Origin of the sequence: Nostoc sp., from assembly GCF_036917675.1 — a bacterium.
GTDB lineage: Bacteria > Cyanobacteriota > Cyanobacteriia > Cyanobacteriales > Nostocaceae > Nostoc.
Genome location: NZ_JBALCT010000065.1, coordinates 16513 through 35454, shown reverse-complemented (window position 1 = coordinate 35454; position 18942 = coordinate 16513). Strand labels below are relative to the sequence as shown.

Below are 18942 nucleotides of genomic sequence, written 5' to 3'. Positions count from 1 at the left end.
TTATGAATAGCCAACCGATGACAAAAAACATTGGACAGGCAAATACGAACACTCGCACTAGTACCTCACTAGCAGATTTAAGAAAGAAGGTGAAGGATTTTGCTGTAATCGATAAGCAAGGTCAACTAGTAGGAGTAGTTCATGATTTAATTGTGGATGCCAATCGTCGGTTAAACTTAGTTATATCTAACCAGGCGAATCAAAAAACCGTAGAATCTAGTCAGCAGTTAGCCGATAAACATCCTTCTTTATTTCGGTTGCAGAGCCAGAAAATCAAACAAATTGACAAGCCGACTAAATCTGTTTTCATAGACTTAAACAAATCAGAAATCGAGTATATGCCTGAATATTTAGAAACAGAAACACCAGGCGATGCCAATCGGCAAGCTGCTTTGCATCTACCCACACTATCAGAAAACTTAACTGAGCAACTAGTCAACAATCAAACTACAAATAGCCCAGTTGAGCCAGTAAATTTAGAACAGGTTAGGGAAGAAAAGATTATTCGTTTACTAGAAGAACGGCTAGTTGTTGAAAGCAGTAAGCGTAAAATTGGCGAGGTGATTGTTCGCAAAGTCATCGAAACCCGGATGATACAAGTTCCTGTCCGGCGTGAAAAGCTGATTGTGGAACAAATTAGCCCAGAACACAAACAACTAGCAGAAATTGATTTAGGAGAAGAGGAAATTTCTGGCGTTGACTTGACCGAAGTAGAAAGACTTGAAGTTACACGTATTGACGGCAGTTTAACAGTAAGCGGCGAATTTAGCTCCCCTAAAACTGCTAGTTTATTGTTGAATGCGATCGCACTAGAGCGAAATCACGGATGCAAGCAGGTGCGTGTTACCATTGCCGTTGAAGATGAGTCACACCAGAAAAAATACCAGGAGTGGTTTGACCGTTGTTCTAAAGGTCAATCATTAAAGCCGGAAAAATAAGTTTCTAGAAGATAAATTAGTAGGGTGCTCATGTTGCCATTGGTGTCAAGTTATCCGGGTAATGGATAGCTTAAAAGGAGAGAGGCTTTGAATTTTTCCCCCTTCCCGCTTCGGGAAGGGGGTTAGGTCTGTTTGCATACCTGTCCCTCTCCTTGGTAAGGAGAGGGATTAAAGTCAGGACGGGGTGAGGTTTTTGTTTTGGGTAATTGGATGACTTGTGTGTACACGGTAGCCCTGGTTTTAATACGCAAAAGCTATCCCTCTCCGAGTCGGAGAGGGACAGACTTGAACTTTAGTTCAAGGCTCTTAGAGGTTCGTGGAATTCACGAGTCACAAACATTAGAGGCATACATCTGTACGCCCCTATTAGCGGTTCAGGACTTGCTAGTGGTAACTGCTTCGTTTAACACTAACTCTGGTTGTGGTGTCTCTTCTTCTTCTGGCAAACCGTAAATTGACCTGTACAATTTCACGTACTGCTTGGCAGATTGATACCAACTAAAATCTTGACTCATGCCGCGTTTTTGTAGTTCTTGCCATTGCGGTTTGAAACGGAAACCTTCCCAAGCTCGGATCATACAGGTGAAAAGGTCTAGCGGTTCATAGCGGTCAAAGCAATAACCAGTACCTGCGGTATTTTCGGGATCATAATGGGTTACGGTGTCAACTAATCCACCTGTGCGGCGGACAATGGGTACAGAACCGTAGCGCAAAGCCATCATTTGGCTAATACCGCAAGGTTCAAAACGACTAGGCATTAAGAAGGCATCAGTACCAGCGTAGATCCGGCGAGACAGGGCATCGTTATACAGTAGGTAAGTTGCCATGCGTCCGGGAAAGCGGGATGCTAATTGCCACATCTGAGTTTCATAGTAGCGATCGCCTGTCCCTAACAACACAAACTGTGCATCTGTATAAGATAGGAAGCGATCGAGGATTTGCAATATCAAATCAATGCCTTTTTGTTCCACTAATCGGGTCACAATCCCAATTAAAAAGGCTTTGGAGTTGACTTCTAACCCTAGTTCTTCTTGCAAAGCAATTTTGTTTGCCTTGCGTTTATCTAAAGTATCAGCAGTGAAGGTTTGGGCAATGTATTTGTCATTTTCGGGATTATAAACTTCAGTATCAATACCGTTGATAATCCCAGATAATTTACCGCTAATAAAGGACAGTAAACCTTCTAATGTTTCACCGTAAGTCGGTGTCTTGATTTGCTCGGCATAAGTAGGCGAAACTGTATTTACTTTATTAGCAAATTGCACCGCCGCCGCCATGACGTTGTGTCCTTGCATATACCAGGGACACCAAGTAATTCTCTCCAAATACCAACGCCACGGCCCTTGATAAGCCAGATTATGAATGGTAAACAATGTGGTGATATCAGGATCTTGGTGCATCCACACGGGAATCATCCCCGTATGCCAATCGTGACAGTGCATAATTTCCGGTTTCCAGTAATTCCAGGCAAACTCGGCTGCACCATTGGCAAACAAGGTGAACCGCCAGTCTTCACCATCTCCAGAATAAATGTGGCGGGGTAAGAAAGAGGGATGTCCAAATAAGTACAAGGGAACATCAGTACCAGGCAGAATGCTTTCATAAACAGCAAATTCCTGGAACATCGCAGATCCCCGCCAGATGGGTTCTTTGGGAATTTCCATTTTGTCTGGCAGGAAGCCATAGTAAGGCAAGAATATCCGCACATCATGCCCCATTTCTCTCAAGAATTTGGGTAATGCCCCGACAACATCACCCATTCCTCCTACTTTGGCAATGGGTGCTGCCTCTGCTGCAACAAATAGAATCCGCATGGTAATTTTTGCTTCCCTGAGTCTATGTTGTCAAATTAACTCTATGATCGATTCCGACCAACGCGATTTGTCGCGTCTGGCACATCTTTGATGCAACGGCGATCAATTCTTATCTAATCACATCGGCTTGCCCAATTGCTTAGGAACCGCGCTGAATCACCGCAAAAATTTCTGACAAAATTTCTTGCGCTCCCTGTTGCCGCAAGAGTTCTGCTAGTTCTATGCCTAGTGCTTCGGCATTGTTGGCAATTCCAGTGACGGTATCTTTTACGAACTTTTGACCATCTACGCTAGCGACTATCCCTGTTAAAGTCAAATCATCACCAGATATTTCTGTATTTACACCAATAGGTACTTGACAGCCGCCCTCTAGAGAGCGTAGAAAAGATCGTTCGGCGAGACAGCGATCGCGTGTTTGGGGATGTTCGATTGCTTTGAGTAGAGATAGCAATTCACTATCATCAGCACGGCATTCTATACCCAAGGCTCCTTGTCCAACGGCGTGGAGGGAGATTTCGTTGGGGATAATTTGATGAATGCGATCGCTCATTTCCAATCTCTCTAACCCTGCTGCTGCTAAAATCAAAGCATCGTATTCGCCTGCATCCAGTTTTGCCAACCGTGTAATCAAGTTTCCCCGCACATCTTTAAATGTAAAGTGGGGGAAGTGGTGGCGTAACTGTGCTAACCGCCGTAGAGAAGATGTACCGATTACCGCACCCTCTGGTAAAGTATCGATTTGTTTATCTTTATGCTTTTCATGCACAACTAATGCATCTGCTGGGTTTTCCCGTTCAGTAATTGCTGCCAATGTTAACCCTTCTGGTAAGTTAGTTGGCAGATCCTTGAGCGAATGAACCGCAAAGTCAATCTCCTGATTGAGCATTCCGACTTCAAGTTCTTTAGTAAAAAGTCCTTTATCGCCAATCTTAGCTAATGCTACATCCAGGATTTTGTCGCCTTGGGTAGACATGGTGTGGACTTCAAAAGTGATATCAGGAAAGCTTTTCTGGAGTTGCTCTTGTACCCAATAGGTCTGAACCAGAGCAAGTTGGCTTTTGCGTGAACCAATCCGAATAGTGCGCGGAGGACTAGAAACAACTGAAGTCATAAAACAATATATCGTATCGCAAGCGAGAATTCACTTTCATCTAGACTACCGTAGTCAGGGACACATACGAATTTTGGGTTTTAGATTTGGGATTTTAGATTACAATTCTTTACCAAAAGCTGGTTTTAGGAATCTTAAATCATAGAAGGCAGTAGAGAGTAGGGAGTAGGCAAAAGGAATTTTCATTGCTCCTTGTGAGTGCAGCCTCAAAGAGAGACATTGGCTTTAGCTAACTCTTGAGTCCGTTGTTGAGCGGGGTGTTTTAATTCAGCCAGAACTTACGCATTTACAGGAATTCGACTATGTGTATTCAAGCCCACCTCTTGTGCTAGTGCATAGCGGCAAAAATAACTACTTAGTATTTGATCTAACTTTTCACGGCATATGGAAAAGCTCATTTTAGGGGTTTCCCAATCCCTGATTTTTCGGTTAGCTATTTTCATTAACAAGGGAGCTATTGATAATTAAGCTATGGAAAAAGCCACGTTTTTTCGAGGCTTGAGGACTTCCCGTCAAAAGTCAGGGTTGCGATCGCTATTCAATAGTCAGAACTTTACAAACAGCTACAAACACTCAACACTGATAGGACTTACGCATTGACAAAAAGTCGATCATGCGGCTAAGTCCCTATTTTCTATTAAGGGGCTGTACTACATTGTTCTAACTGAGGGTTTCAGTTTCATCAACGACAAATAGTCTACCTGCCCGACGAATAGCTTCGGGTTTGTAAATTTGCAGGAACCTTAAGACTCCGATGCCCAGCAATAGCCAAATCAAGACGACAACTGGTGCTAAGTGAAGCGGTGCTGGTGGAGGGGGATAAAGATTGCCAACTAGAACACTACTAATCGCGATTATCGAGAGCCAAGGTAGCAGAGTATAACGTAACCAACCAAAGCGATTCGTAGAGTTTCGCTCCAACCGAGCGCGGTGTTTTGTCGAGAAATATTGAAAACACGCCAAACTAGTCAATCCATAGATCGCTAGGGCAGCCAGCGTTAAGACTATTCCCAGAAAGGCAAATGCCTGAATCGGTGTCCACAGCATTCCCAACCCCAGCCCCACAAACGCAGAACTGCCACTCAACCCGAAAATGGCATTTGTCGGTGTGCAATAGGTGGGATGAATATGCGCCAACCAACCGGGAAACAGTTCTTCTCGACTGATGGCATAGACAATCCGAGCAGCAGCGTTGAGAAAGGCAACGGCACTGGCATATCCTGCCATAATTCCGGCAAAATCAATCAATAAGGCGAACCCATTGCCCCAAACGTGACGTGCGATCGTATCGAAGGGGGCAGCATCTTGGGCAAGGGCTGCCATGTTATGAATGCCATATCCCAGCGTTGCTACATATGACATCAGTACATAGAATACGCCGACTAAAACTAGGGTGATCAGCGTCGCTTTCGGAATTGACTGTCGGGGGTTTTGAACTTCTTCACCCAACGTGGTTGCCGATTCAAATCCGACGAAACTGAGGATAGACAAAATGACACCGCCAACCAGGTTGCTGTGCTGTGGTAGTCCCGTCAACGTGAAGGGTACGAGCGTCATTTGTCCGGTTTTGCCAGCTTGCATCAACACGATGAGCGCGAGCAACAGACAAACGCCGAGTTCAAACATCAATAGCGTCAGATCCAATTGCAGCGAGAAGCGAATGCCGCGATAACACACTACCCCGACGATCAAAGTGAACAAGCAATACCATAATGTCCAGTTTAGGTGTACGCCAAACCAGTGCAGCAACAAATCTTCAAAATTCGCACTCATTACTAGAAAGACAAAGGCAATAGCCACACCAAAGGAAATTAAACTCAACCAGCCAGCGAGAAAGCCCCAGCGCACTCCTAATCCTTGAGTCACAAAGGTATACAACGAGCCACTCGCGGGGAACTCGGCTGCAAGTATGCTAATTTGATCAGCAACTAGCAGAGCCACCCCAAAACCAATGATGTAGCACAACGGCATCGCTGCACCGACGAGTCCCGCTTGTGGAATGGTATTAAAAAAGATGGCACCCACCGGAGACATCGCAGCAACTGCCATGACGACCGCATGGCGCAATTGCAGCGTATTGCGTTGCAGCTTTGGGGGTTCGTTTGAAGAATTTGTAGCAGGTGTCATATCCGAGGGTGGTTTATTTGCTGATACTGCTTATCATCCATCAATGAAAAAATGAGCGCAACTTATTGTCCGAACCCTGTGAGTAGACGACACCAATCTCAAATACGCATCGCCTTGTTGTATCCAGCCAGTGCCAAACCTTGATAAACTGGATATAGTACTTTCGGAGTGGCAGAAGTCATGAGTGTTGCAAAATCTGCATTCCTAAGCTTAGAGGAGTTTCTGAAGTTACCAGAAACAAAGCCTGCAAGTATTTATATTGATGGTGAGATTATCCAGAAACCAATGCCGAAAACCCGCCACTCCCGACTTCAGGCTAAGTTGATTAATGGGATTAATGAAGTCACAGAAGAGAGGCAAATCGCTTATGCTTTTCCAGAGTTCCGTTGTACTTTTGGTAATCGGTCAATTGTTCCAGATGTGGCGGTTATTCGTTGGCAACAAATTGAATTTGACGATAACGGAGAACCTGTAGATGATGTGCTAATTGCTCCGAACTGGACAATTGAAATTTTCTCTCCAGATCAGAGTTCCAATCGAGTTACAAGCAATATTTTGCACTGCCTAAAATATGGTTGTCAGTTGGGATGCTTGATTGATCCTGATGACCGCTCAGTTCTTGTATTTAAACCACATCAACAACCAGAATTTTGTCATAGAGAAGATAGTTTGACTGTTCTAGATGGTGTTGATTTAGAGTTGACAGTTGAACAGGTATTTGGCTGGTTAAAGATGAAAGCAGAGTCAGCAAGCCCTTAAAAGGTTGTTTGGAAAGTCGTAAAGTTTATATCTCACCGATTAATGCCACTGCAAAAGAAGCTTATAAGTAACTGGGTCAAATTAAATATAAAACCTCAGCCTGCCTCCGACTTTCCTCTCCAAAGCATCCCAGAGGAATTGAGGGTGAGGTTTGATCTTATATTTATAGGACTTACGCACAAGTTACGGAATAACGAACCACAGAGGCGCAGAGGACACAGAGAAATCAGAGTTTGAGAGATATTTTGCGTAAGTCCTAATTTAATTACGCCTACCTACTTATTAGTCTGCAACTTGCCCAACAGTTGATAACCTTTGGTAAGCTTTAACAAAATCACTGTTAAAAAATCTAAAAATTTTAGTAAACATACTCACTGCGTTCAGCATCCTTGTATTTTTAGATAAATGTAGTTTTTTAGATATTTGCAAAGTGTCGGGGAGTCTAGTAGATGAAGATATTGGTACTGAGTTGGGAGTTTCCGCCAAGGATTGTTGGGGGAATTGCACGGCATGTAGCGGAGTTGTACCCGGAACTGGTAAAGCTAGGGCATGAAATTCACCTGATTACGGCGGAGTTTGGTCAGGCATCGATGTATGAGATAGTTGAAGGAATAAAAGTACATCGGGTGCCAGTCGGCCATAGTAATGACTTTTTCCACTGGGTAGTGAATCTCAACCTGAGCATGGGAGATCACGGTGGTAAGTTGATTTTAGAGGAAGGGGGTTTTGATTTAATTCATGCCCATGATTGGTTAGTCGGAGATGCCGCGATCGCTCTCAAGCATAATTTTAAAATACCACTAATTGCCACAATTCACGCCACAGAATACGGACGCTATAACGGTATTCACACAGACATCCAAGGCTATATAAATGGCAAAGAAATCTTACTAGCTTACAACTCTTGGCGGATTATCGTTTGTAGCGACTATATGCGCCAAGAAGTAGAACGATCGCTACACAGTCCTTGGGACAAAATCGATGTCATTTATAACGGTATCCGAGCCGAAAAGAAACGGCATCACGTAGATTTTCATGCTCAGGATTTTCGCCGCCAATTTGCCACAGACAATGAGAAAATCGTTTACTACCTCGGTCGGATGACCTACGAAAAGGGTATACCTATATTGCTCAATGCCGCACCCAAGATCCTGTCTCAAATGGGAGGTAATGTTAAATTTGTAATCGTTGGTGGCGGCAATACTGACCATCTCAAGCGCCAAGCCTGGAATTTGGGAATTTGGCATCATTGCTATTTTACAGGTTTTGTCTCCGATGAATACTTAGATAAATTCCAAACTGTCGCTGACTGTGCCGTTTTTCCTAGTCTTTACGAACCCTTTGGGATTGTGGCTTTAGAAAGCTTTGCTTCTCGTGTTCCTGTAGTAGTTTCTGATACTGGTGGTTTTCCTGAAGTGGTGCAACATACCAAAACAGGCGTTGTTACTTGGGTGAACAATCCCGATTCTTTAGCTTGGGGAATTTTGGAAGTTTTGAAAAATCCAGGTTATGGGCAATGGCTGGTGGATAATGCTTATGAGGATTTAGAGCGGCGCTTTAGCTGGCCGAAATTAGCCAAGCAAACCGAAGAAGTTTATCAGCGAGTTGTCCAGGAGCGATCGCAAATTGCGTGGTAAGTCCTGAAGTAATCTCAGAGCTTGCAGCGCACGGGCGAGGTAGTCTCTTTGAGATTGCTTGGGCGATCGCCTTATGTTCATAACATCCTCTAAGTCTGATACCATTTTCTGTAATGTCCTGCTTACTAAAAAAATCAGTCGAATAGAATTAAGTACTTAGATAAGGAAAAGTGAAATGGGACTTAGCGACGGACTTTTGAACCCGACCAAAAAGGCTATGATCATAAATGACTGTTGCAACATGATAGAAGGACAGCTTGCATCCAAGTCAGGTATGAGCGGCATCGCTTTGAAAACTGCCTTCGCCGCCCTAAAAGGGGTCAAGCCAGGGTATATCCCCTACGTTGTTGAGCAAATCCTGCCGCAGTGCTTCACAGCACTTGATCCCATCTGGAATCAAGGCGTAGAGAAAGGCGATCCAATTGAACACCTGAATGCGAATCGCACTCATACGGCAGATGCGCTACTGGGTGTCACCGATGCCAGAGTCAAGAATGCAAAGCGCCAAATCGTCCGAGGAACCTATGAAAAACTTCGCGGTTCAGCCAAAAAGCACGTAGAAGAAGCAGTGCCAGAGTTAGCAAAAGTAATCGATAATTACACTAAGGTCTGAGCCAGAAGGGAAAAATTATAATAAACGTATGCCGCCGTTCGATGCATCGGTGGCTGGCATACGGGGCAGATATTATATCGTGTCCGGTTAAACACTTATTAATTTACAGCTATTTTCAGGTAAATAGACCACGCAGTAAGGGCATAGCATTGCTGTGCCCCTACGACAGACGTGGTTCAAATACATTATCTCGTTCCCAGTCTCCGACTGGGAACGAGATAATGTGAGGCTCTGCCTCAAGACTTGCGGCAGAGCCGCAATGATCAACATTTCCAGCCAGAGGCTGGAAACGAGGTTTTAAAGCGGTTTAAGCTTAAGTTGACACCAACAAGCATTGCTGTGCCCCTAAGACAGATGTGGTTCAAATACATGAAACCTACTGTAATTTCCTGATATATACCGAGTAAGGTTGAAACAACAAATAATCAGAAACTATCTGAATTATTGTTTTAATCGGCTTACAACTTATGAAAAAAGTTAGCGTTTATCGATACCGTACTTATGCACTAATTGGGTTAATATCCTTAACCAGCATATTAAGTACAACTACATCTGCCCTAACACAGTTAGCAGGCGATTCCCCAATTGGGCAAACTCCTATCCCTGCTTCTAAGTTAATCTGGCCGACTCAAGGGTTTATTTCTCAAGGCTTCCGCAAATATCAACATGAAGGAATTGATATTGCAGGGGCAGCTGGAACTCCGATTCTTGCTGCTGCATCCGGTATAGTTGTAAAAGCAGGTTGGGATGATTGGGGATTAGGTAATGCCATAACTATTAAACATCTCGACGGCAGCCTTACTGTTTATGGTCACAATCGCCGTTTGTTGGTGAGCAAAGGTCAACAGGTCATTCAAGGTCAAATTATTGCCGAGATGGGATCTACAGGCAATAGTACAGCACCTCATCTACACTTTGAAGTTCATGCAAATGGTCTAATCGCAGTTGACCCTCTTCGTGTGTTGACATCCTTAACTGCAAGTGTTATTTCTGGTTCTAAAGTTCAGCAAGTGGATAACTCGAACCGCCCAGTCTCGCCACCGCCAGTAGTAAAGCAAGTTTCACCTTCACAACCAATTGCAATAGATTTTGCACCTGTTAGCACTGATATAAAATGCAATGGAGTTACCATGATTGAGGGTGAGACTGCAACTATTCGTGTAAAAGTCTGTGAAGAAAATGGTCAGTTATTTTATATTGGGCAGTTAAAGCAAAACCCAAGTAAGCCGATAAAAATAGCAGCTTTGAATATTGGTAAAGGCAGATATCGAGCAGATAATGGTAGTTTTTATTATTTAGTCAGCTCTGAAAAAGTGGAAGTTTGGCGAAATGACAGTAAGATTCGTTCTGACAGTTTTTATAGTTTAACGAAATCGCCATAAAGTCCCCAATTACAGGAGAATTCAGGAGTCAAAAAGGCTTTTTATCTGGCTTATAGACCAAAACACTGTATTTCACTAATTTGCAATCTGTTATATTTATGCATTTTATCCCTTGTTTTAATCTTTAATAGGAATTTTAGTTGATTGCAATCCACGCGATCGCTAATTCCTAAATCGGGAATATATTCAAAAAACTGGACGTATACGGCAATGGGATAATTTAGTGGTTAATTTTACAGTTTGCAAAGATAATTTACTTAAGTTACCCTAAATAATTAGCACCATCCCCAGCAGTCATAATAGTGTTTCCCATCAGGGAAGCTTCGCTATTAAGGATTTGAAATCGGAAGTTCTACCCCATTCATCAAGTCAGACTACTAATGCAAATCAACAATAAATCAAATCCAAGCGATTTACCGCAAGAATCGTGTCAAACACATCGTCAAAACATTCTCCCCACTGTCCCATTACCAGAATCGATTAGTAAAAATATTGAGACTATCATCGCATTACACAGACGTTCCGAAAAAAATGTCCCACAACACCAGCGCCTTGTAGAAACGATAACCGTCTTTTTCGGTCGTCCTGTATTTCTGTATAGCATTCTGCTTGGGATTATCCTCTGGGTAACACCCAATGTTTTACCACGACGTTTAGCTATACTAAGATTTGATCCTTTTCCATTTCCTTGGTTACAATTTTCACTAACTGCGGGTTCATTGTTGGTGACAACAGGAGTATTGATTAAACAAGAGCGACAAGAAAAGTTAGCAGAGCAACGAGCGCAGCTTAGTCTTCAACTCAACCTGCTCTCTGAGCAGAAAATCGCTAAACTCATCAGTTTGGTTGAGGAATTACGCCAGGATATTCCTAATGTCAAAAATCGGTCTGACCCGGAGGCTGAAATGATGAAGTCCCCTACTGACCCGCACGCAATTATAGATGTATTAGAAGAGACTTTAGCAGCCGAGTTAGCAAGTTTCTCGAACCAAAAAACATCAATTGAAGAATAATAAAGCAAGCGTAGTCAAAGAAGAAGTACGGTGGAATTGGATGTCGTTTCAATCCCTAATAGGGATTTTAGTTGATTGCGATTCTGTGAGATACAAATGGGCTATTCAGCTTTATCGTTTCAATCCCTAATAGGGATTTTAGTTGATTGCGATAATCGGAACTATTTCTAATTGCACGGCTTCAGCCAAGTTTCAATCCCTAATAGGGATTTTAGTTGATTGCGATCGCACGCGTCTGAAAGCCGTGTGTTATTTAGTTTTCAAGGTTCAATAGCGCGAACAGAAGAATCATAACATCAGGAATGGCAATTGTGCAAGCTGTAAATAGCTGAAAGTCAGTCTACATAATGTGCGCGGATGGTTTAAAGATGCTAAAGCCCTCAAGTCCTTGCATATGCAATTTAGCCATTTTTGTAGTCACCCCTTCACCAACACCTACCCATTCGCGCACTTGGCAAAAAAACTAGTTTGATTACTTAAAATTTTTCCTTAGCAGCTAACATCTGTAAAATCTTTTCTACATGATCCAACTCTCCAACGATTCGCCGAATTGGGTGCGGCCAAACCTTGACAAGGGTAGGAGTTGCAGTAACCTGATTGAGTTCTGCTTGTTCTGGATGAGTTAAAACATCAATCACCTTTAGAGTATAAGGGTGTCCGAGCGATCGCTCTAATAATTCATGTAAATTTTGCAGAATGCGTTCATTAGTACTGCTATGTCCGGCAACAAACAAGCGCAGAACATAACCTTGTGTAATCACTTCCTTTTTTTGTACTATTACTGGTTGGTGGTATTTTGGCACAGGTTCAGAAAGGTCTAGACGGACAATTAAATCGTGATCTTCCCAAAGCTGCGGGAATGATGAATGATAAGTTGTTAAGACCATGCGATCGCACAATCCCTCCTGCCAGGGAGCTGCTTGCCATACTAACTCCCCTGTGCCAAAAATGGTATTAAGCAAAGTTTGATATCTAATTACAGCCGGATAAGCTTCAGCAAAAGTTCGCACTTGTTGAGTGCGCGGATCTAACCAGTGGTCAATAGTCGCAGTATAACAAGGCACTAAAAAGTGCGGCGGCTCTGGTAAATCTAGGATTTCTTGCAAAGCCGAGCATAAATGCAAGTGCCATCGACCTTGCTTGCTAGGGTCGATGCAATAAATTAAATCTCCTCCAGGTGTAAATAGCGCAATGCCTTTAAACAACTGGGGTGTAGATAGTTTGTTTGTCGTCAAGTTATTCACAGAGGCTAGGAAGCTAAAAGTAAAAAATTCTCTCTTTTACCTTTTACCTTAGCTATAACCGCAACCAGGATCAGCTAGAAAATTCGGAACCGATTAAAAATCCCGTAAATCTCCTTATCGAGACTGGAAGAAAATGCTCTTGATTGCCAAGAGGAACTCTAACGATTGATGTCAACTTAGCTTAAAAGCCAGTCTAAAAGAAGCTTTTATAGATTATCTCGTTCCCAGTCTCCGACTGGGAATGCCTAATGTGAGGCTCCGCCTCCCTTGCTGGCGGCAGAGCCGCCAGGAGGTGCATTTCCAGCAAGAAGGCTGGAAACGAGATTTGAAAAGACTTTTAGCTTAAGTTGACACCAATGAACTCTAACCCGTTCCTACGTCGCTAACGTTTGTCTACCAGACGCGCAAGGGACGCTATCGAGTGTCGGTACGAGCGCCACCCCTGCTGATGCGGCTACTGTGTACAACACAAGTCGAAAAATTCTCTAGCCACATTTTGTCAGAGTGAAACTGTCACGCAGACAGGCAATCCCGCCTCCCGCCCTGAACTTCAGTTCTGGGCTGATAGCTTGCATTCCACTAAGCGTGGACTGAATTGATCATTAGACCTCTTGCAAAAGTCCCTAACACCACACCCTCAGCCCCTCTCGAAGAGCGGGAAGGGGAGATAAAGCGTAGCTTTGGCGGGGTGGGGTTCAAATTTATTGATTTATGCAAGAGGTCTATTTATTCCACTAAGCGTGGACTTCAGCTATGAGACTCGAAATTCATTCCGAGGCGGGATAGAAACACAGTGCGAGATTTATTAAAAAAGATATGGCTGCGGACTTGTGTGTACACCGTAGCCTGTTGCGGGGAAGCAAGCTAGCAAGAACGTCTCTGACAGGAGAAGGATTGAAGAAGAAATCTAAAATCCAAAATCTAAAATCTAAAATTGAATAACTGCTAATCTCCAATCAACTCCACTGCATCTCGTCCATCGCAATTTTGTAAGTAAACTTTGACAATTTCTTCTTTAGCAGTAGGTAACTGCTTGCCAATAAAATCTGGGTGGATTGGTAATTCTCGATGGCCTCTGTCTACCAACACAGCTAAACGAACCACTTCTGGTCTACCGTATTCGTTTACGGCATTCAAAGCAGCGCGAATAGTCCGTCCTTTGAAAATCACATCATCTACAAGTACAACTGTTTTCCCTGTCAGGTCAAAAGGAATGTTGGTTTTCGCTGGAGTCCGCAACCCAATTTTGTCGAGGTCATCTCGATAAAATGTAATATCCAAAGCACCGACCGAAACGGTTACACCTTCCAGCGTCTCAATTTGACGCGCCAACAATTCGGCTAATAATACACCCCTGGTATAAATACCGAGAAGCACTAATTGAGACAAATCACGCGTCCTTTCTACAATTTGAGAAGCAAGGCGAGTTAAGGTACGACGGATTTCTTCGGATGAGAGAATTTCAACTACTTTGGCACACATAGTGAGTGATAAGTTAGGAGTGATGAGTAGAGAGACGCGATTAATCGCGTCTGTACAGGAGTAAAGAGACGCGATTAATCGCATCTGTACAGGAGTGAGGAGTTTTTATTTTTAACTCCTAACTCCTAACTCCTAACTTTATATTTATCATTACCTATTTGGAAGTATTAATAATATAGCGATCGCTATCCCTAACCATAGCAAAAAACAATATCGAGTCAGCTGCAAAGCATTCTGTATAGAAGTTGCAGTAATCGAATAAATAGCATCTCCTAGCAGTGGTTTGTACTTCGCTACCCCGCGATACCAATTTGTACCCCCCAGCTGCACACCCAAAAAAGCAGCATAAGCGCACTCACTCCAGCCAGAATTGGGACTAGGATCGTTAATTGCATCCCGATGACAAATTCGCCAAAGGTACATCGGTTTACCTGATAGCAGCGCCAGAGTCACGACTGTTAACCGACAAGGTAGCCAAGTCAAACAATCTTCCAACCGCGCACAGAACCATCCCAAATAAGTATAGGGTGCTTCCCGGTAGCCCACCATTGAATCAAGGGTACTACTGGCTTTATATGCTAAAGCCAAGGAAGTTGGCCCCACAACTGGCACAAAGACGCCAACAATTGCATAAAAAAGCGGAGCCGTTACCCCATCAGTGGCATTTTCTGCAACCGTTTCTAAAACGGCTCGCAAAATTTCTGCTTGTGAAAGGTTTTGGGTATCTCGACCAACGTAATTACTTAAAATCTGACGAGCCTTTTCCAAATCTCCCACTATTAAAGGTTGTAAAACAGCCACTGCTGCTGTTCGCAAACTTTTGCCAGCAAAACAACTAGCCAAAAGAATGCTATCTATTGCAATTCCCAACAAAGGATGAACCCATCTGGCAATTTGAATAATCAAAAAGCCAACAAGACCGCTACCAATTATTAGGATAATGCCTAGTAGAATTCCAGCTAGGCGTTGTGTTAGAGAATTTTGACACAATTGGAGAAAAAATTTGGTTAGGAGAGAAATTACCCACCCCATAACTTGCACTGGATGGGGCCAATCCCAAGGATCGCCAATTAAATAATCTAAAACTGCCGCAATGATTAAGATATAGATGCTATTAGTCATAAGTTACGAGTCAAGAGTCAACCAATTGTGGATTTTAGATATGAGATTTTTGATTGACCGTGCCAATGTTAGATTTTAGACTTTTTGGGTTCATGCCCGTCCCTAGTGGGCAGAACAAATCCAAAATCCAAAATCCAAAATCCAAAATTGATTGACTAAACCACAAAACTAGCTTCTTCCCCAAGAGAAGCTTGCCAACTACGAGCATCATAATAAAGGTCTGCCAGAGTAATACTATACAAAGCTTCTTTGAGCTTTTGGTTGAGTCTCTGCCAGAGGCTAAATGTTACCCAATCTTCAGCTTGTGCAGGTGCTGGGGTGTGATGGGGTAAATGGCTAGTCTCGCCAACTGCTTCTAAAATTTGTCCTATAGATATTTGTGCAGGCTCTCTTGCCAATTGGTATCCGCCGATGCTACCACGAATTGATTTAACTATTGACGCACGACGCATTTCTATTAGTAGTTTTTCGAGGTAAGGAGCTGGAATATCTTGGCGTTTAGCGATCGCTCTCACAGATGCAGGGCCATATCTTGGCTGTAAACTTAAATCTAGCAACGCCTTTACACTATAGTGTCCTCTGGTAGTTAGTTTCATTTTGGCAAGCTTTGTTGTTTGTCCTCTGTCTTTTGTAAATAACCAATGATTAATGACCAATGACTAAGGATCAGTTTTGCTTATCATTCTGTGACTCAGTTATCATCCTCACCAACGAGACAACCTTTTGAGCGTTAGTTTAGAAAACTTAAAACTTGTTATAGTCTAGCAGTGATTCACAAACTATATCTATATATATAGTTATCAGCATTGCCAGCATTCTCTAAAATAGATTGTCTTGGAAATATTGTTAATCACATAACAATTGTGCCGATGAGTGTAATATACTTGGCTAGGTTGAGATAAAAACTAAAGGATTATGTTCCTATTAGCTCAACCTTAGCTAAAATAAAATCGATTCCAACACTTCAAACATTCGTTTTCGACCTAAGTTGATGCCTAAATTGAAAAAAATTGAACCCCTACTCGGTGATGAACTGCTCAAAAAAGTCAAAGAGCTAGAGGCTGAGAGCAAGGAAGACAAAGCCAAAAAGTGCGGTTACTATACCATTACCAAAAACGGTATAGAGCGCGTCAATATGATGAAGTTCTTAAATGCCCTAATTGATGCCGAAGGCATTCAGTTGGACAGTACACCCAGCGCTAATGGGCGTGGTGGTCGTAGTGCTAGTTATAGAATTAGTGTGCAATCGAATGGTAACTTACTTATAGGTTCAGCTTACACAAAACAGATGAACCTTAAACCAGGAGATGAGTTTCTGATCACTTTAGGCAAAAAGCACATTCGTCTGAGACAGGTAGATCCAGAAGATCGGGAAGATGATGAAGCCACAGAAGCCACCGCTTAATAAATAAATGGTCATTAGTCAATTGTCATTTGTCTTTGTGAAAACCAATGACCAATGACCAATGACCAATGACTAATGACTAATGACTAATAACGATATCTGTGGTGGGTAAGACTGGTAAATAGTGGCGAAGTGCCTTGCGCGTAACTGCTAAATTGCAGGTGAAGGCAATTTGCTCTCTTTCTAGTAAACCCAAAATGCGATCGGGTTTGTCTCGTGCTACCACTGGCAATTGATGCAAACCTCGAAGATTCATTCGGTCTAAAGCTTCAGATAATAATTCATCCTGCCATGCGTAGAGGATTTCAGTAGTACAAATGTCTATCAGGGTTTGACTCGATAAATTATCTGGAATTTCAGTTAGGGAATTTGGGTAAGTTTGCCAAAGAGCAAGGGCACGGTTAATATCTTCCAGAGAAAGTATACCAACTAATTGCTCTGCTTCACCAATTACTAAAGCACTGCGGGCGCGATCGCGTGTCATTTCCACAGCTGCATCTAATACCCCAAGGGTTGCAGGTAGCTTTTTTGGACAGGGATACATAGCATCTTCTACCAAAATTTGCTGCACAATTTCCGCTTGTTCATCTTTCAATTCCGAAAGACCAATTTGTTGTAGATTAGAGTTAGAGTTAAAAGTTGGTTTAATCCTTTCCACTAGCCAAACACTCAAACCCACAGCTGCCATCAACGGTAAAACAATCCGATAGTCGCGGGTTAATTCAAACAGCATTAAAATAGCCGTTAACGGCGCTCTGACACTAGCAGCCAGCACTGCTGCCATTCCTACCATTGCGTAAGCTGGAGGAGCCGCCATCTGATCACAAATTGCCGGGAATACCACAGCCAAAATTTTGGCATAAGCTGATCCAAAAGAAGCACCTAAAAACATGGCTGGTGCAAACAAACCGCCAATGAAACCACTACCCGCACTAATTGCAGTCATCAATAACTTCACCACCAACAGCACCACCAACAAGTAGAGGGGAAACTCCACATCCTGAAGCATTGCTTCGACAGTTTCATAACCGACGCCCAGAATTTGCGGGAAGTGCAAAGCAACTGCGCCAATGATTACACCGCCAATAATTGGATGAATCGGCTCAGGAATTCGTCCCAAAAAAGCAAAACCGGGAACCTTCCCAGCAAAGCAGGCTTTTGCCAAACGAATTGATTGAGTATAAGCCAGAGAAACTAGGCTAGCCCCTAAACCCAAGCCAAGGTAAAGGGGTAATTCCAAAGGACTGCGGACTTGGTAAACAGGTAAATCAAAAGCAGGTTGTGCCCCCAAACCAATTTGGGCAATTAATGCTGCTACCACCGCCGCTAGCAACACTACACTGACAGCAGAAGTAGCGAAAGATGTAGCTCCCATTACCACCTCTAGGGCAAAAAACACTCCAGCGATGGGAGCATTAAATCCAGCCGCAAGTCCAGCCGCCGCGCCAGCACCCAACAGCAAACGTTGTCGTTCTTGAGATACATTCAGGATTACAGAGAACAACATCCCAAAATTTGCGCCAATTTCTACACTCGGTCCCTCTGGCCCCAAAGAAGCACCACTCCCCAAAGAAACAGATGCGGCGAGCATCTTCGTAACTGGTCGTAGTGGTCGTCTAATCTCTGTTCCCTGAGAGGCGGCGATTAAAGATGAAAGTTCCGGGCCAAAGTCTTGAGTGCGCCAGCGCATCAAGCCAACGATTAATCCGCCAAGGGTGGGAACGCAAGCTAAAGTCCAAGCACCCCAGACGCCGATTTGACCCATTAAATTTTCCAGCATCAGCTGGTGAATCAGTTGGATTAAATAGTGAAAGGTGACTACACCCATACCAGTACCACCGCCAATGAGCATGGCTAAAAACAGCACAACGGTTTCTGGGGATGGTTGAAAACGATTAATTAGGTGAGCTAAACGAGCGGAAGGTGTAGGAAAGGCAGGTTGTTCCGTTACCTTCCTCAGTTGAGTGGGAGGCAAGAGAGTCATTGAGAGGCGGGGTAAATGTAAGAAAAAATTTAAATTTTCATCTGTTACTTCTCATTGTGAGCCATTATTTAGCAACCAGACAAGTAGACTTTATTTGCTTGATTTATAAAGCTTTAGTAAAAAATGTGATTGTGCAAAATTTTTGTGGGGAGAATGGTTAAATGAGAGACAATTATTATTTAAGGATCAACGAGCGCTAGTGGGGTGCGAGTGGGCGCCAACACTATTCTTTCTAGAGACAACAGAGTTTTTGTGGGCTGGGTGGACGTACCCGCAAACATTAACTAGGAGTCATTCTTGCCTAAATCTAG

The 18942-nt window shown here is 43.2% G+C and carries 15 protein-coding genes; 7 read left to right on the top strand and 8 right to left on the bottom strand.

The annotated features are described in order from the left end of the window. Window positions 1-2 precede the first annotated feature (2 nt). The gene (locus V7K31_RS25415; RefSeq protein ID WP_335097858.1) at window positions 3-938 is read left to right on the top strand and encodes a YsnF/AvaK domain-containing protein; all 936 of its coding nucleotides are present in this window, start codon (window positions 3-5) and stop codon (window positions 936-938) included. A gap of 374 nt (window positions 939-1312) precedes the next feature. Here V7K31_RS25415 and glgA read toward each other — a convergent pair whose 3' ends face one another. The 3 genes from glgA to V7K31_RS25400 all read right to left on the bottom strand — a co-directional run bounded on the left by glgA (window position 1313) and on the right by V7K31_RS25400 (window position 5990). After that, window positions 1313-2752: a glycogen synthase GlgA gene (glgA, locus tag V7K31_RS25410; RefSeq protein WP_335097856.1), complete on the bottom strand. Its 1440-nt coding sequence runs from the start codon at window positions 2750-2752 to the stop codon at window positions 1313-1315. Between the two features lie 139 nt (window positions 2753-2891). Further along, window positions 2892-3863: a hydroxymethylbilane synthase gene (gene hemC / locus V7K31_RS25405; protein WP_335097854.1), complete on the bottom strand. Its 972-nt coding sequence runs from the start codon at window positions 3861-3863 to the stop codon at window positions 2892-2894. Between the two features lie 660 nt (window positions 3864-4523). Then, complete coding sequence (locus tag V7K31_RS25400; protein ID WP_335097852.1) at window positions 4524-5990, bottom strand: APC family permease; 1467 nt, start codon at window positions 5988-5990, stop codon at window positions 4524-4526. Between the two features lie 180 nt (window positions 5991-6170). Between V7K31_RS25400 and V7K31_RS25395 the strand changes: the two genes are divergently transcribed. The 5 genes from V7K31_RS25395 to V7K31_RS25375 all read left to right on the top strand — a co-directional run bounded on the left by V7K31_RS25395 (window position 6171) and on the right by V7K31_RS25375 (window position 11394). Further along, window positions 6171-6749 carry a Uma2 family endonuclease gene (locus V7K31_RS25395; RefSeq protein ID WP_335097849.1) on the top strand — a complete coding sequence of 193 codons (579 nt, stop codon included), beginning with the start codon at window positions 6171-6173 and terminating at the stop codon, window positions 6747-6749. 449 nt (window positions 6750-7198) lie between these two features. Further along, window positions 7199-8386 (top strand): glycosyltransferase family 4 protein, encoded by a 1188-nt coding sequence (locus V7K31_RS25390; RefSeq protein ID WP_335097846.1) that lies wholly within the window; start codon window positions 7199-7201, stop codon window positions 8384-8386. Window positions 8387-8561: 175 nt separating this feature from the next. Continuing rightward, window positions 8562-8999 carry a DUF6918 family protein gene (locus tag V7K31_RS25385; RefSeq protein WP_335097843.1) on the top strand — a complete coding sequence of 146 codons (438 nt, stop codon included), beginning with the start codon at window positions 8562-8564 and terminating at the stop codon, window positions 8997-8999. 467 nt (window positions 9000-9466) lie between these two features. Beyond that, complete coding sequence (locus V7K31_RS25380) at window positions 9467-10381, top strand: M23 family metallopeptidase (protein WP_335097841.1); 915 nt, start codon at window positions 9467-9469, stop codon at window positions 10379-10381. A 380-nt stretch (window positions 10382-10761) separates the two neighbouring features. Next, on the top strand, window positions 10762-11394 hold the full coding sequence (locus tag V7K31_RS25375; RefSeq protein ID WP_335097838.1) for a DUF1003 domain-containing protein: 633 nt from the start codon (window positions 10762-10764) through the stop codon (window positions 11392-11394). Between the two features lie 476 nt (window positions 11395-11870). On the opposite strand, the gene V7K31_RS25370 is transcribed toward V7K31_RS25375, so the two are convergent. From V7K31_RS25370 to V7K31_RS25355, 4 genes are all read right to left on the bottom strand, one after another. Beyond that, window positions 11871-12638, bottom strand: coding sequence for a circadian clock KaiB family protein (locus V7K31_RS25370; RefSeq protein ID WP_335097836.1), 768 nt, complete (start codon window positions 12636-12638; stop codon window positions 11871-11873). Window positions 12639-13583: 945 nt separating this feature from the next. Further along, window positions 13584-14120, bottom strand: a complete 537-nt coding sequence (gene pyrR / locus V7K31_RS25365) for a bifunctional pyr operon transcriptional regulator/uracil phosphoribosyltransferase PyrR (RefSeq protein WP_335097880.1) — start codon at window positions 14118-14120, stop codon at window positions 13584-13586. 150 nt (window positions 14121-14270) lie between these two features. Beyond that, entirely contained in the window at window positions 14271-15242 is a 972-nt protein-coding gene (gene cbiB, locus V7K31_RS25360; RefSeq protein WP_335097835.1) for an adenosylcobinamide-phosphate synthase CbiB, read from the bottom strand. A 155-nt stretch (window positions 15243-15397) separates the two neighbouring features. Further along, window positions 15398-15838, bottom strand: coding sequence for an Rrf2 family transcriptional regulator (locus tag V7K31_RS25355; protein WP_335097833.1), 441 nt, complete (start codon window positions 15836-15838; stop codon window positions 15398-15400). A gap of 395 nt (window positions 15839-16233) precedes the next feature. On the opposite strand from V7K31_RS25355, the gene V7K31_RS25350 reads away from it, so the two are divergent. After that, window positions 16234-16647: an AbrB family transcriptional regulator gene (locus V7K31_RS25350; RefSeq protein WP_335097830.1), complete on the top strand. Its 414-nt coding sequence runs from the start codon at window positions 16234-16236 to the stop codon at window positions 16645-16647. Between the two features lie 79 nt (window positions 16648-16726). Here V7K31_RS25350 and V7K31_RS25345 read toward each other — a convergent pair whose 3' ends face one another. After that, window positions 16727-18631: a chloride channel protein gene (locus V7K31_RS25345; RefSeq protein WP_335097827.1), complete on the bottom strand. Its 1905-nt coding sequence runs from the start codon at window positions 18629-18631 to the stop codon at window positions 16727-16729. Between the last annotated feature and the right edge of the window lie 311 nt (window positions 18632-18942).

Bases quoted from the DNA above. Each gene is read 5' to 3' on its own strand.
- hemC (WP_335097854.1), bottom strand. From the start codon at position 3,863: ATGACTTCAGTTGTTTCTAGTCCTCCGCGCACTATTCGGATTGGTTCA.
- V7K31_RS25375 (WP_335097838.1), top strand. From the start codon at position 10,762: ATGCAAATCAACAATAAATCAAATCCAAGCGATTTACCGCAAGAATCG.
- V7K31_RS25385 (WP_335097843.1), top strand. From the start codon at position 8,562: ATGGGACTTAGCGACGGACTTTTGAACCCGACCAAAAAGGCTATGATC.
- cbiB (WP_335097835.1), bottom strand. From the start codon at position 15,242: ATGACTAATAGCATCTATATCTTAATCATTGCGGCAGTTTTAGATTAT.
- pyrR (WP_335097880.1), bottom strand. From the start codon at position 14,120: ATGTGTGCCAAAGTAGTTGAAATTCTCTCATCCGAAGAAATCCGTCGT.
- V7K31_RS25400 (WP_335097852.1), bottom strand. From the start codon at position 5,990: ATGACACCTGCTACAAATTCTTCAAACGAACCCCCAAAGCTGCAACGC.
- V7K31_RS25395 (WP_335097849.1), top strand. From the start codon at position 6,171: ATGAGTGTTGCAAAATCTGCATTCCTAAGCTTAGAGGAGTTTCTGAAG.
- glgA (WP_335097856.1), bottom strand. From the start codon at position 2,752: ATGCGGATTCTATTTGTTGCAGCAGAGGCAGCACCCATTGCCAAAGTA.
- V7K31_RS25350 (WP_335097830.1), top strand. From the start codon at position 16,234: ATGCCTAAATTGAAAAAAATTGAACCCCTACTCGGTGATGAACTGCTC.
- V7K31_RS25380 (WP_335097841.1), top strand. From the start codon at position 9,467: ATGAAAAAAGTTAGCGTTTATCGATACCGTACTTATGCACTAATTGGG.
- V7K31_RS25355 (WP_335097833.1), bottom strand. From the start codon at position 15,838: ATGAAACTAACTACCAGAGGACACTATAGTGTAAAGGCGTTGCTAGAT.
- V7K31_RS25415 (WP_335097858.1), top strand. From the start codon at position 3: ATGAATAGCCAACCGATGACAAAAAACATTGGACAGGCAAATACGAAC.
- V7K31_RS25390 (WP_335097846.1), top strand. From the start codon at position 7,199: ATGAAGATATTGGTACTGAGTTGGGAGTTTCCGCCAAGGATTGTTGGG.
- V7K31_RS25345 (WP_335097827.1), bottom strand. From the start codon at position 18,631: ATGACTCTCTTGCCTCCCACTCAACTGAGGAAGGTAACGGAACAACCT.